Below are 14,675 nucleotides of genomic sequence, written 5' to 3'. Positions count from 1 at the left end.
TTTTAGATAAAATCTCTCTGGCTTGAATGATCCTTTCCATCACAAACCATAACGCTGCCAAAGCGCTCGCTCTTCTGCTGCCATCAATGCACTATCAACGACTGTATAAACCGTATGTGCCGTCACTCCTGAAGGCGTTTTAGGTCCTAAAAAACTTTTTGGAGGCATAATAAGTCGAAGTTTTGCATCATTACCAAAGCGCTCCTTAATAACAGAACGTACATCATTCAATCCATCAACCAGACCAAGCCCAACGCTTTGTTTTCCACTCCAAAACATTCCTGTAAAGAGATTCGAATCATCTGATAATTTTTCAGCACGCCGTTCTTTAACCAAATCGATAAAAGTTTGATGCACTTCAAGTTGGAGAGATTTCAAATGCTCAATATCCGCCTTTTTTTCTGGCTGAAATGGATCTAATGTAACTTTGTTCTTTCCTGCTGTGTATACACGCCGTTCGATACCAATTTTCTTCAAAAGTTCCGGAAAACCAAAGGAAGCTGAAACCACTCCAATGGAACCAACAATTGAAGAAGGATCTGCAAAAATTTCATCCCCTGCACAAGCAATCATATAACCACCAGATGCTGCAATATCTTCAATAAACACAAGAACCTTTTTATTTTTTTCTTCTGCCAAGTCACGAATGCGCTTGAAGATAAAACGCGATTGTACAGGTGAACCACCAGGAGAATTAATAATAAGTGCAACAACCGGTGACTTTTTGTGTGCGAAAGCCTTCTCTAAAAGATTTGCACACCTACTGAGGGAAAGGGTACGAGATATAGATGCTGATGAATCCATAATTGCTCCTTGAAGGCGCACCACAGGAATTTCAAGTTTATCGGAAGAAAAACGGCGTGGAATAAAACTTTTAATAAAATCCATCAAAACAAAATCTCCTTATAAATTAAGAACAATTAAATAGGCAAGGACAACAAAAAGGAACAACGTGATACCATCCAAAAGCGCCAATCAATCCCCACATTACAATCAGAAATATAACTTCACCCAAAAGCTAAGCCTCCCTAATGACAAAGTGTAGACTTTAAATAATAAACTAAAAAACACAAGATACTATTAGAAAAGTTCCCACAAGCTTATATATCCATTATTAATTGCATCAACTCGAGGTGAAAAAGTATGGTCATTACCTTCATGTATAACCAATGCCGGTAAAATAGATAAAGCTGCTCTGCTTCCTCGTTTTGCGTAAAATAAAAGACGAATTGCTGCTGTCTTTGCACGTGCATGCACAGGAACGATGCAAATACCACCAAAGCGCCCTTCTAAAGCACGCAAAATATCTACTAGTGATTGTGGTCGTGCAATGAGCCCTAAGTATCCACCTGGCTTGACAATCGCTGCTGCACTCCGCAACCAATTATCAAACATCGCTTCAGGCATAACGTGTGCTTCAGATTTTTGTTGATCAGGTGTCTTGCGATCAGTGGGATTATTAAAAGGTGGATTCATAATCGCAAAATCAAAGCTATTATCTATCAAACCTGCTTTTATACGGGCATTCCCTTTGAAGGTAACATCTGCTTCTAGCAAACAAATTCGGCTAGCAAATTGTTTATTTTGTTTTAGCATAAGCGTTTTTTGAGCATAAGATATCATAAAAGCCGAACGTTCAACTAAGGTAACATGAACTTTCAGACAACGCGAAGCAACAGCTAACCCTGCAGCTCCAGCACCAGCACCTAAATCAACAACCTTGCCCTTTAAATCACTTGGAACCAAACTAGCTAATAACATCGCATCCATTCCAGAACGATGACCATATTTATGGGGTTGAACCAAATAAAATTTCCCGCGGTGAAAACTGTCAATTGTTTCACCACTCTGATTCGCTGCTTTATCCATTTAAAAGCCTAATGCTCACCTTTATAAACTGCATTTTTGCCATTCAGCTGCTATTTTAAATTTTTTATTATTTTATAACAATAAGATTACACTCGCTAAAGAACATTTCTTGCCAATAACATTCCAAGCTAACACTTTTAAACGACATCAAAAGCTTGAGTCAAAACCAAACCCCCTTTATGCTAATGAATAAAGTAAATTTTATATATGTCCATTGCAATACTCTAGGAGTAAACACATTGAGTGCAGCTATCAAACCAAAACAAATAAGAAATAATCAAATTTCTCTTCAACCTCTTGTCAATCTTACTCAAAAAGATATGGATTGCGTAAATCAATTTATTCTCTCTATGGCAAAATCAGAGGTTGAGATGATCCCTGAAATTTCTAACCATCTTATTTCATCAGGTGGAAAGCGATTACGCCCAATGATTACGCTCGCTTCTGCTCATATGTTCGGTTATCAAAGTGACGGGCATATAAAACTCGCAACAGCTGTTGAATTTATGCATACAGCAACATTGCTACACGATGATGTGATTGACGAAAGTAATTTACGACGTGGAAAATCTACAGCACGGATGATTTGGGGGAATCAAGCAAGTGTACTTGTTGGTGATTTCCTATTGGGCCAGGCCTTTAAAATGATGGTCGATGTCGGTTCCATAGAAGCGCTCTCTGTCCTAGCCAACGCTGCTGCAATTATTGCTGAAGGAGAAGTTATGCAACTTTCTGCCGCAAAAAATATAAAAACCAGCCCTTCAGAATATCTCAAAATCATCGATGCAAAAACAGCAGCACTTTTTTCAGCAGCCGCTGAAGTAGGACCCATTATTGCTGGCTATGGAAATAAAGAGCGTTCTTCATTACGTGAATATGGAACATCCTTAGGTTTAGCTTTCCAATTAATTGATGATGCACTTGACTATAGCGGTAGTGCTCAAAACTTAGGAAAAAATATAGGGGATGATTTTAGAGAAGGAAAAATCACAATGCCTGTTATTCTCGCATATGAGCGTGGGAATATGGTAGAAAAAGATTTCTGGAAAAAAGCGCTTGAAGATGGCAATAATAATGATGAATCCTTCGCACACGCGCAACACTTAATGGAAAAGTATGATAGTATCACAGATACAATAGAACAAGCACGCATCTATGGAAAATATGCAATTGATGCTCTTGTTCCCATGAATGAAAATCTTGCTTATAATGCTCTCGTTGAGACTGTTGAATTTTGTATTGCGCGCGTAAACTGAATTCTTTGCAAGAATCGCAGTATTTTTCAACAAAGTAATGAGATATGATCTATAAACAACACCATCAATTGATTATCTTGAAAAGGATTAGCTCCATGTGCTCTGCAACGGTATCTCGACTTTTTGCCCTCTTTATCGTGGGTATCATGCTGATGCCATCCCTCACCTACAGTAAAATAAGTGCAGCAACTCATACAAGCTCATTTACAGGTGCTTATTTAGCTGGACGGGTTGCAAATCATGAAAATAAAACAGAACTTGCTATCAATTATTTTAAACAAGCACTGGTTTATCAACCTGATAACATTGAAACACAAAAAGAGCTCCTTGAAGCTATGCTCTCGGTCGGAAACTTTAAAGAAGCTGTCCAACAAGCCCAAAAACTCAAAGAGAACGATGTTATAACTCCCTTTGTTTCCTTAACTTTGTCAGTAGAAAGTCTCATCAAAAAAGATTATAAGAATGCCAAGGCTCTTCTGAAATTAAAGGAACTTCCTACGTCCAATAATCCAATACCTGAACTCATCGGCGCTTGGATTACATTTGGATCTGGACAAAAATCTCAGGCAATCGATGATCTTAAGAAACTCAAAGGTCCTGTCTGGTATGATCTTTTTATATCTTATCATCTAGCACTTATGAGCGACCTTGCAGAACGGCCAAAGGATGCAAAAAAATATTTCATTAAAGCACTGAGTAACAAACAGGGAACTCTTATCGCTCCTAATACTTATGAGCGTATTATCATAGCCTATGCCTCATTCCAATTGCGCCATAATATGCGCAACCAAGCTCTTCAAACAATCCAGCATGGCGAACAAATGTTGTCAGGTCGAGAAGTCCTTAAAAACTTTCAAGAAAAAATTGAAAAAAATTCTTTCTTAGAGAGAGTTATTAAAACACCTCAACAAGGAGCAGCCGAGGTATTATATAATTTTGGAACAGCCCTCAACTACAAAAACTCAGGGCGAATTGCACGTATTTTTAAGCAATTATCTTTCGCCTTATACCCTCAAAATGACGCAACACTGTTTCAGCTCGCACACATTTCTGCTAAATTGAACGATCCACATCAAGCAATTAAACTTTATCGCGCTTTATCCCCTAAATCTCCTTATTATAAAGATGGACAACTTCATCTTGCATTCCTTCTTGCCAATAACAACAATTACAAAGAAGCAATAAAATTACTCACATTGTTAAATAAAAAATTTCCCAATGATCGTAATATTTTGATAACGCTCGTTGCTTTTTATATGCAGGACAATAAATTTCTTGAGGCTATTAAAACTCTAGACTACGCTATTACAAAGATAAAAAACTTTCAGCAGGACGATTGGAAACTCTTTTATCAGCGTGGTATTGCTTTTGAACGTTTAAAGCAATGGCCAAAAGCAGAACTTGACTTGCGAAAATCACTTGAATTTTTTCCAAATCAACCGCAGGTTCTTAATTATTTAGCCTATTCCCTTGTGGAACGTGGTGAGAAGCTTGAAGAATCGCTCCGTATGCTACAAAAAGCCTCTGCTTTGCAAGCTCACAACAGTCATATTCTCGATTCTTTAGGGTGGGCTTATTATAAACTAAAAGAATATAATAAAGCAGTGCAAATATTAGAAAATGCTGTCAGATTACAACCTGAAGACCCAACACTGAATGATCATTTAGGGGATGCCTATTGGAAAGTTGGACGTAAACGTGAAGCAATCTTTCAATGGAACCACGCAATTGACGGAAAACCAGAAAATTCTGAACAAATTCAAGAAAAGTTGAAATTTGGTTTGCAATAAACGATGCTTAACCATAAACCACATGAATAATAAATAGAGAAACTAAAATTACTTTGTTTTTTTGTTTAGTCCAATATAAAGAGTATAAAGCGTGAAACTGCCTGAACATCTTAACCCCAAACGTTCTTTTCAGGGACTAATCTTAACTTTGCAAAATTATTGGGCACACTATGGATGTGCAATTTTGCAACCTTACGATATGGAAGTCGGAGCTGGGACTTTTCATCCAGCAACAACATTACGCTCTCTAGGGCCACGCCCTTGGAAAGTTGCTTATGTCCAACCCTCTCGACGTCCAACAGATGGCCGATATGGTAAGAATCCAAATCGTTTACAACACTATTATCAATTCCAAGTGCTTCTCAAACCCTCTCCGCTCAATCTACAAGAACTTTATATAAAGTCGCTACAAGCTATCGGGCTTGATACAAAACTGCATGATATTCGCTTTGTTGAAGATGATTGGGAAAGTCCCACTCTTGGTGCTTGGGGGCTTGGATGGGAATGTTGGTGCGATGGAATGGAAGTCTCTCAATTTACTTATTTTCAACAAGTGTGCGGCATTGAATGCGCTCCTGTTTCAGGGGAACTCACATACGGTCTTGAGCGTCTAGCGATGTATATCCAAGGGGTTGATAACGTCTATGACCTTAACTTTAATGGTTTGGAGGGAGAAAACAAAATAAGTTATAGAGATATTTTTTTACAAGCAGAACAGGAATACTCATATTATAACTTCGAATTTGCTGATACAAAACTGCTCCATCAGCACTTTATCGATGCAGAACGCGAATGCAGCGCACTTCTTGATGCTGGAAAACCAAATAAAGAAAATGTATTCCATCGCTGTGTTTTTCCTGCCTATGATCAATGTATTAAAGCGAGCCATATCTTTAATCTTTTGCAAGCACGTGGCGTTATTTCTGTAACCGAACGACAAAATTACATTCTTCGCGTTCGTAATCTCGCGCGCCGTTGTGGGGAAGCCTTCTTACTCACAGAAGCTGGACAAATATATACTGGAGAAGCCTAATGTCTGATCTTCTTCTTGAACTTTTCAGTGAAGAAATCCCCGCACGTATGCAACGAAAAGCTGCTGCTGATCTTAAGAAATCTGTTACAGATCAACTTGTGAATGCTGGATTGATCTATGAAGCTGCTCGTGAATATTGGACACCTCGTCGGCTAACATTGGACATACGCGGACTTTCCACACGCTCCAAAGATGTCCATGAAGAACGCAAAGGTCCCAGTATAAAATCACCACAGCATGTAATTGATGGTTTTCTACGTGCAACAGGATTAAATGATGTTTCTGAAGCGCATATTGGACATGATGATAAAAAAGGTCATTTTTATATTGCTAAAATTGTTAAAAAAGGTCGAGCTGCAGAAGAAATTATTGCCGATATTTTACCGGATATTATCCGCAACTTTCCGTGGCCGAAATCTATGCGTTGGGGAAAAGATTCAGCACAAAGTGGTACTTTGAAGTGGATTAGACCTTTACAAAACATTCTTTGCATCTTCGGACCAGAAATTGGTGAAACACATGTTATTCCGTTTACAATTGGTTCTCTTAAAAGCAATAATTTAACTTATGGTCATCGTTTCTTAAGTGATGGAGAGCCATTTCAAGTGCGCCGCTTTGATGACTATGTTACTCAACTTGAAACCCATAAAGTCATTCTGGATGCCGAAAGACGAAAGAATATTATTTTAGCTGATGCCCAAAATCTCTGCTTTGCAAACGGTTTAGAACTGGTTCAAGATAATCCCCTCCTAGAAGAAGTTGCTGGTCTTGTTGAATGGCCTGTTATCCTGATGGGTGATTTTGACAAATCATTCCTTGATATTCCTCCAGAAATTATTCGCTTGACCATTCGAGCCAATCAAAAATGTTTTGTCACCCGCAAACAAGGAGAAAAAGTAAAACTTTCTCATCATTTTATTCTCGTTTCTAATATTCTTGCAAATGATGAAGGCAAAGAAATTTCGAAAGGAAATAGTAAGGTTGTCCGTGCCCGTCTTTCTGATGCACTTCATTTTTGGCAAACCGATCAGCGTGATTTGCCTGATCTTCAACAATTGGAATCTTCTATAAAAAAATTTCAACTTGATATAAAAAAACCTCTCGATCAAAGAATGGCGCGACTTGATCATTTGAATGTAACTTTTCATGCTAAATTAGGTACACAAGGAGCAAGGGTAGAACGCATTGCTGCACTCGCACAAGAAATTGCCCCTTTGATACAAACAGATCCTCTTTTAGCAAAACGTGCAGCCATCCTTGCAAAAGCTGATTTGCAAACAGAAATTGTCGGAGAATTTCCTGAACTACAAGGTGTTATGGGGCAAAAATACGCCCTTCTTCAAGGGGAAGATCCTCGCGTAGCTGTAGCAATCGAAGACCATTATAGACCTCAAGGACCAACAGATCGTCTTCCACAAGAACCACTTGCTATAACCGTTATGCTCTCCGACAAAATTGACATGCTCGTTGGCTTTTGGCTCATTAATGAAAAACCAACGGGCTCAAAAGATCCCTATGCGTTAAGACGAGCAGCATTGGGAATTATTAGGCTTGTACTTTCGCGAGATTGGAAAATCAATCTTATGCCGCTGTTCCAGTTAGCAACGAATCTTTTCTTACAACAAAAAAATAAATATGAAATCTCTCAAAGAGAAAATTCACAATTGCAGAATCTGCTTCCAGAAAAAACAGAATATATTTTATCAGATCTGTTATTCTTTTTTCATGACCGTCTGAAAATCCATCTAAAAGAGGAAGGCGCTCGTTACGATGCCCTTGAAGCCGTTTTAAATAAAGATTCTGATGATTTTTTATTGGTTGCACGTCGTGTCGAATCGCTTATCGCTTTTATCAATACCCATGATGGAATGAACTTTGTAGCCTCTGTAAAACGTACTGCCAATATTCTTGAAAATGAATTTCAAAAAAGCACAACAATAGCGAATGAAATTAATCCTGAGCTCTTTATCGAGAAAGAAGAAAAGCAGCTCTATCATGCAATCTGTGAAGTAGAAAGAAAGGTTCTTACTCCCATCAATGCAACAAATTTATCATTTGCACTCAGTGTGCTAGCGCCACTTGGAAAATTGATTGATATATTTTTTGAAAAAGTATTGGTGAATGATAAAAAACCTGATGTTCGTGCTAACCGTCTTGCTCTTCTCAAACATACTCACATTGTTACACAATCGGTTGCAGACTTCTCAAAACTTGTCATTTAAAATCAAAATACCCTATTAACTGATAAAAACAATGAAGATAATTTTTTCTTTTTTATGACTTTTATTAATTAATATTGAGAAAATTATGCAACCAAAGAGACTGTTCTTTATCTCTCAAATATCATTAATTAAGATATGTTTTCATTTTGATAAATGATTCTTTCTCAAGAGACTCTTTGATAAGTTCATCTGCCTTGTTAGAATCTATTTCCCTTGCAATAAGGGTACGTGCTGTAGAAATTGCCAAATCAATCGCTGATGAAGAAACCATGCGTATTGCATCCGCTTCTGCTTGGGCAATTTTTTGTTCTGCCAATTTATTGCGGTTTTTTACATATTCTTCTGCCTTTGCACGTGCCTCAGCAATAACAGATTCAACTTCATGCTTTGCTGCTGCAATAATTTCTTGCGCATCTTTTTCTGCTTCTGCATGTTTGCGTTGATATTCAGCCAATATTTCTTGTGCTTCTTCACGAAGACGCAGAGCCTCATCCAGTTCATCTTTGATACGTTTCGCACGCGCATCAAGATGGTGTATAACCCTCTGTGGAATTTGGAAATAGACTAAAAGAGCCAAAAAAAGAACTAACCCAACAAATGCCCAAAAAGTATCAGTCATCTTTGTCTTCCTCAATAATCCGCAGTTTTAACAACTGAACGAACAGCCTCTTTGCTGATATCAACGTCAATCAATTTTTTCACAATTTCAAGAGCTACTTCTTCAGCGATAGAACCAACATTTTGCATCGCTTTATCCCGAATTTTTGCTATCTGTTTTTCAGCATCTGCGAGTTTTTTCTCTAAACTCTCTTCAATTTCTTTCCGTTCAAGCTCTGCCTTTTCTTTTAATTCTTCACTAGCTACCTGCGCTATAGCCTGCGCGTTCAAACGCGCTTCTGCTAATTTCCGCTCATAAGTTTCAACAACAATGTCTGCTTCTTGCTTCATGCGCATTGCCTGATCTAAATCAGATGCGATTCGATCTCGCCGTGTTTCAATAACACCGCCAATACGTGGTACAATTACACGGGAGATAAAAAGATAAAACAGTCCGAAAGAAATTGCCAACCAGAAAAAATGCGAACCAAAATGCACAAAATCAAAAGGCGGAAACACACGATTTGCATGCTCTGCCACCTTTTTAATATGTTCTATCGACGTTTCAGTGTTCTGTGCATAAGCGCTTGAAACAAACATCTTCTTTCATCCTTTAAATAGCTTATTAAAGCCCTCTATAACCGATGATAACTGACAAACATCTCTCTGGCATCTCTCTAGTTAAGAGCCTAAAAGGGTAAATCTTTCCTCATGCAAGAACAGATATACCCTTTTGATAATGATTAAACCCCAAAAAGAAGTAATAAAGCAATGAGCAATGAAAAAATTCCCAAAGCTTCTGTTACAGCAAAACCAAAGACGAGACGTCCAAACTGACTATCTGCTGCTGATGGATTTCGTAATGCACCAGAAAGATAGCTACCAAAAATATTACCAAGTCCTAAAGCTGTTCCAGCCATACCAAAGCAAGCAAGACCAGCGCCAATATATTTTGCTGCAAGCACCATTTCCATGTTATTCTCCTTTAAAGCGAAATTGCATTATTCGACGGAAAACCGCCAGTTCTATTAATGTCCTGGATGAATTGCATCATTAAGATACATACAAGTTAAAACCGTAAAGACGTAAGCCTGAAGAAATGCGACCAAAAACTCAAGAGCAGTAATTGCTACAGTCATAATAAGCGGTAAAATCGAACCACCCACACCTACAATTCCTACCCCAATCATTGAAACAACAAACCCAGAAAACACTTTAAGCGTAATATGACCAGCAAGCATATTCGCAAAAAGACGAAGAGAAAGACTAATTGGACGGGAGAGAAAAGAAATAACCTCAATCATTGTCACCAGAGGTAAAACCACAACAGGAACTCCACTGGGAACGAACAGTTTCAAAAAACTGACCCCATGCTTATAAAAGCCATAACCAATCACCGTCAAAATTACCACCATTGCTAACGAAAACGTGATCATGATTTGAGACGTAACCGTATAAAAATAAGGAAAGAGACCAATAAAGTTAGCAACCAAAATAAAAGTAAACAGAGAAAAAACTAAAGGAAAAAACTGCATTCCCTGCACACCAGATGATTCCCGCAGAGTCGATGCTACAAATTCATATGCCATTTCCGAAAGAGACTGCATCCGCGTTGGAACCAATCCACGACTCGATGATGAAATAAAGAGAAAAATAGAAGTTACAACAACCGTGAGAACTGTAAACAATGATACATTTGTAAACGATAAATCCATATTTCCTATGGAAATCTTAATCAGCCTTAAAACCTCAAACTGATGAATAGGATCTGGAGCGTGCGCTGTCACTTCAACCTCATTTATCGGACCTCTCATTGGCCCCTTTATTTTGTTTATCTTGGCGCAATACGCCTTTTTTTCCTAATTGACTGGAGGAAACATACCCCACAGACCGAAGAATACTCAATACACCAGCAGCAAATCCAAAGAAGAGAAAAAATACCAATCCCCAAGGCCATGAACCTGCTAACTTATCAAACCCCAACCCCAAAACAATACCAACTATAATACTTGCCAGAAACTCACTGGAAAGCTTAATTGCACCTGCCATCCTTCCTTGTGATTTTTCCCGCTTATTCCTATGCTCCCGCTTCTTTAATGCTTGCTTGCGCACTAAAGCTACGCTTAAGTTCCTACTACGACATTCCAAATCCTCTGAATGAAGACACTCTCCTTGCTTTTCCTCTTCAGCCTCCTTACGGCTCATAACGGGTTTCTCGCCCATCGCCATCATTGGCTCCTTAATTAAAAAGCAACGTAAGAATACATTTCATAAAACCGTGTGCATCATATTGTTCCCGAATTTATTCGTCAAGATACTAAAAGAAATCTATCACAAGTTATCGTATAAATTTTATTGCAGAAATAACGTATTTTTCAATTTACATGCTTTCTTAAAAAGATATTCCAAGCACCTAAACCGATTTCACGACAGCACCCGTGAATGTATAACGAAAAGTTCACGTGAATAATATAAAACTCATAGAACAACCATTTTTACACTTAACAAAAGGTGTAAACCAATACCATCTTATTTTCCGACTCCCAATGTTATATCAGTCCTAGTTTTGAAAGAGAACATAGAAAGCTAAAAACAGTATGAGAGCGTTGGTTTTCTCCTTTTATTCGAATAAACTTGCACTTTTTATTTTATGAAAATGAAATAATCAATGGTTTCTATATGATCCTATTCGCAAAGTATTTTACATCCGCCATTACAGGCCTCATCACGAAATGAGCTTGAGGGTATTAAGAGAAGGTCCTTTAAATACAAGATATTAATAAATCCAAAATTTCAAATAGATTAAGCCAATAGAACACAATAAAATTTAAATACGATTACCATACTACTTTATACAATTTTAATCCACTTTTATGAATTTCGCTCTTTACAATTGAATATCCGTAGATTCAGCAAATATTTTTGCTTTTTATTCAGACAAACTATCGTAAGCAAAAGCGCTTATTCATAAGCTTTATTTTTATGAAACGATAATCTAATGCTGCTTTTCAAACAAGCATCATAATTACATTCCCCTACCCTCATATTGCATCTATTCTTGCACTTTAATGACCCATTAAGAGGATTATGTACTCTTTCTTAAATACTCCCTATTAAACTCTTCTCATGAAATGATTATCAATAAAATTAAAACTTTAGCAAATAAAACTTTTTCTTTTATGAAAAGAAAGATCATTGAAAAAACTTATTTTTAAGATTCTTAAGTATAGATTTCATTCACTTAAAAAATTAAAGAGTTATCATTTCTTCTTAGAACGTGTCGCAAAAGGATTATCAGAGGCTCGTAATGATATGCGAATGGGTATACCAGACATATCAAATGTTTCACGTAACCCATTGACAAGATAACGCAAATACGACTGAGGCATACTTTTGGGGCGCGAGCAGGAAATCATAAATCCAGGAGGACGTGTCTTAACCTGTGTGATGTATTTAACCTTAAGTCGACGTCCAGAAACCGCAGGAGGTGGATGATGTGCCACAACAGTTCCAAGCCATTGGTTCAATTTAGCCGTCGAAATGCGACGATTCCATACACGGTGCATCATCATGACATTTTCCATCAGTTTATCAATCCCTTGACCATATTGTCCTGATAAAGGAACAGCTCTCAAACCACGAACTTGAGGAAGAAATCGCGCACATTTTTCATGCAAATCAATCAATGTGGTCTGACTGTTTTCAATAAGGTCCCACTTATTGAAAGCAATAACTGGAACACGCCCTTCACGAATCACAAGATCAGCAATTTGTAAATCCTGCTTTTCAAAAGGTATCGTTGCATCAAAAACAATGACCACCACTTCTGCAAAACGAATAGCACGCAAAGTATCTGCAACAGATAGTTTTTCTAATTTTTCTTGAATTCTCGACTTTCGACGTAAACCTGCAGTATCAAAAAGTTTAATATGACGACCACGCCATTCCCAATCTACAGAAATAGAATCACGCGTGAGTCCTGCTTCTGGTCCTGTTAACAATCGCTCTTGTTTCAACATACTATTGATAAGAGTGGATTTTCCTGTATTGGGACGCCCCGCAATTGCAATCCTAATGGGCTTACTTTCATCGTAAATAAGCTCTTCTTCTTCCAAATCCTTTACATCATCACCAACAGATGCAGGTTGTATCATTCTATCTTCTTCTTTGTTGTTGCCAAAAACATGCTCTGACCCAACAGCATCTATAATTGCATCACGCAGATCACTAAGTCCCAAACCATGTTCAGCCGATATTGGGCATGGCTCTCCCAAACCTAATGACCACGCCTCATACTCTCCTCCTGTTGCCGCTCTTGACTCAGACTTATTGGCAACAAGCACAATTGGCTTTCCTGATTTGCGAACCAATGAAGAAAAATTTAAATCACTTGGTGTTATTCCGCTCTTTGCATCAAATACAAATAAAATAAGATCCGCTTCATCAATTGCAACTTTTGTATGAGAACGCATACGCCCCTCAAGTGTATGATCACCTGCTTCTTCCAGCCCAGCCGTATCAATCACATCAAAACGTAGATCTTGAAGTTTTGCCGCATGAATACGCCGATCACGTGTTACACCAGGCTTATCATCAACCAAAGCCAATTTTTGCCCAACCAAACGATTAAATAGTGTTGACTTCCCAACATTGGGACGACCAACGATAGCAATGGTAAGGCTCATCGATTTATTCCTTATTTGCCTTGCCCTCAGCTTGTATAAGCTCAAGCATCATTCGAGCCCGATCTGTTATTTTTAAACCCAAAGAACCTTCTTCAGAAATTTTCTTAAAATAATAAACCGCCTCATCCATTTTATCCGCCTTATAAGCAGCTAAGCCTAAAGCTTCTCTTGCAGACATACGCATAGGATCGGTATCACTTGCCATATCTTTGATGCGCTTTTCAACATCAGCTAATGTCCCTGTATCAACCAGAATATAAGCCGCCCGAATTTTTGCAACTTTCTGCAAAATCTGCGGTGCTTTCTCATCCGCTGCAACAGAATCAAAGATCTCCACTGACTTAATAATATCACCTTTCTCCATGAGTAAAGAAGCCTCACGTAAACGAGCAAGAAAAGGATACCCCCCAAAATGAGAGGTTTTAACAGTTTCTAATTGCTTTATCGCTTTATCAAAATCACGTGTATCCGCAAGATCAAGACTCTTTACAAATGCATCACCAATATAACCAGCTTTCTTTATTTGTGTATGATGATAAACTTGATAAGCAACTATCATGAATATAAAAAGAACAGCCGCTCCAATAATTGAAAAACCATACCGTCTCCAAAAAGCAAGCGCCTTTTCCTGACGAAATTCTGCATTCACTTCAGCAATAAAACTATCATACGACATATATCATACCTTGAAAAAAGTTACTTCACCTGTGCTTTTACGCATAAATGGATAAAGATGGTAGCCCTAATTAACTAAAAATCTTTAAATTGCTCGTTTATTTATTTTAAATCAACATGTAGCCAATTCAATCAGATTTTTGCAACAGTCTTAATCGAAAATGATGTAAGCACCCTGTTTGTTCACATTACAGCTTTTACATATTATGAAAAATTCACTGCCTTAATATTTATCATGATTGCCTATCATCTCAAGCGAACTTTCTCTCCATTATATAGAGGAATAATCTTTTAAAGTCTTCAACCGCAATCGTTGGTTGTATTGGATTATACAATTATAATAGAAAAACCAATTCTTGAAAAAACTTGAATAAACAGTAAATTTCCATGAATATCTACTAAAACCAAATAGATAAATTTTTATCTGTATCAAAAATACCGAAGCGCCATGATTACAGTGTGGTATAATTCCAAATCTTCAGTTAGAGCTCTTTATATAAAGTATATCCCTTCAACTTATCTTCATACGATTAACAACCTTTTATAAT

13 protein-coding genes are annotated in these 14,675 nt (G+C 37.7%); 4 read left to right on the top strand and 9 right to left on the bottom strand.

Going from position 1 to position 14,675, the window contains the following annotated elements:
• Positions 1-39: 39 nt before the first annotated feature.
• Together ACFINL_RS04935 and ACFINL_RS04930 are read right to left on the bottom strand one after the other, a co-directional pair.
• On the bottom strand, positions 40-888 hold the full coding sequence (locus ACFINL_RS04935) for a S49 family peptidase (protein ID WP_375612095.1): 849 nt from the start codon (positions 886-888) through the stop codon (positions 40-42).
• Positions 889-1,080: 192 nt separating this feature from the next.
• Positions 1,081-1,869 (bottom strand): tRNA1(Val) (adenine(37)-N6)-methyltransferase, encoded by a 789-nt coding sequence (locus tag ACFINL_RS04930; protein WP_375629758.1) that lies wholly within the window; start codon positions 1,867-1,869, stop codon positions 1,081-1,083.
• 179 nt (positions 1,870-2,048) lie between these two features.
• Between ACFINL_RS04930 and ACFINL_RS04925 the strand changes: the two genes are divergently transcribed.
• The 4 genes from ACFINL_RS04925 to glyS all read left to right on the top strand — a co-directional run bounded on the left by ACFINL_RS04925 (position 2,049) and on the right by glyS (position 8,170).
• On the top strand, positions 2,049-3,125 hold the full coding sequence (locus tag ACFINL_RS04925; RefSeq protein WP_375629760.1) for a polyprenyl synthetase family protein: 1,077 nt from the start codon (positions 2,049-2,051) through the stop codon (positions 3,123-3,125).
• Between the two features lie 95 nt (positions 3,126-3,220).
• Positions 3,221-4,915, top strand: a complete 1,695-nt coding sequence (locus ACFINL_RS04920; RefSeq protein WP_375612092.1) for a tetratricopeptide repeat protein — start codon at positions 3,221-3,223, stop codon at positions 4,913-4,915.
• A gap of 91 nt (positions 4,916-5,006) precedes the next feature.
• Complete coding sequence (locus ACFINL_RS04915; protein WP_375606430.1) at positions 5,007-5,948, top strand: glycine--tRNA ligase subunit alpha; 942 nt, start codon at positions 5,007-5,009, stop codon at positions 5,946-5,948.
• Entirely contained in the window at positions 5,948-8,170 is a 2,223-nt protein-coding gene (gene glyS / locus ACFINL_RS04910; RefSeq protein WP_375650716.1) for a glycine--tRNA ligase subunit beta, read from the top strand. The genes ACFINL_RS04915 and glyS overlap by 1 nt, the downstream gene beginning before the upstream one ends.
• A gap of 124 nt (positions 8,171-8,294) precedes the next feature.
• Here the strand turns inward: glyS and ACFINL_RS04905 are convergent, their stop codons facing one another.
• From ACFINL_RS04905 to ACFINL_RS04875, 7 genes are all read right to left on the bottom strand, one after another.
• A complete protein-coding gene (locus tag ACFINL_RS04905) occupies positions 8,295-8,789 on the bottom strand; it encodes a F0F1 ATP synthase subunit B (protein ID WP_375612090.1) in 495 nt (164 codons plus the stop codon).
• Positions 8,790-8,800: 11 nt separating this feature from the next.
• Positions 8,801-9,367: a F0F1 ATP synthase subunit B gene (locus ACFINL_RS04900; protein WP_273790398.1), complete on the bottom strand. Its 567-nt coding sequence runs from the start codon at positions 9,365-9,367 to the stop codon at positions 8,801-8,803.
• Positions 9,368-9,510: 143 nt separating this feature from the next.
• Positions 9,511-9,741, bottom strand: a complete 231-nt coding sequence (locus tag ACFINL_RS04895) for a F0F1 ATP synthase subunit C (protein WP_005773968.1) — start codon at positions 9,739-9,741, stop codon at positions 9,511-9,513.
• A gap of 54 nt (positions 9,742-9,795) precedes the next feature.
• The gene (locus tag ACFINL_RS04890) at positions 9,796-10,554 is read right to left on the bottom strand and encodes a F0F1 ATP synthase subunit A (RefSeq protein ID WP_375612111.1); all 759 of its coding nucleotides are present in this window, start codon (positions 10,552-10,554) and stop codon (positions 9,796-9,798) included.
• A 7-nt stretch (positions 10,555-10,561) separates the two neighbouring features.
• A complete protein-coding gene (locus ACFINL_RS04885; RefSeq protein ID WP_375612110.1) occupies positions 10,562-10,996 on the bottom strand; it encodes an AtpZ/AtpI family protein in 435 nt (144 codons plus the stop codon).
• Positions 10,997-12,027: 1,031 nt separating this feature from the next.
• Complete coding sequence (gene der, locus ACFINL_RS04880; protein WP_375612088.1) at positions 12,028-13,452, bottom strand: ribosome biogenesis GTPase Der; 1,425 nt, start codon at positions 13,450-13,452, stop codon at positions 12,028-12,030.
• A gap of 4 nt (positions 13,453-13,456) precedes the next feature.
• On the bottom strand, positions 13,457-14,128 hold the full coding sequence (locus ACFINL_RS04875; protein ID WP_375612087.1) for a tetratricopeptide repeat protein: 672 nt from the start codon (positions 14,126-14,128) through the stop codon (positions 13,457-13,459).
• Positions 14,129-14,675 lie beyond the last annotated feature (547 nt).

The organism is Bartonella sp. AA78NXGY (genome assembly GCF_042197005.1).
GTDB lineage: Bacteria > Pseudomonadota > Alphaproteobacteria > Rhizobiales > Rhizobiaceae > Bartonella.
Note: the sequence above shows the minus strand (reverse complement) of the source record. Positions and strands in the feature narration are given on the sequence as shown.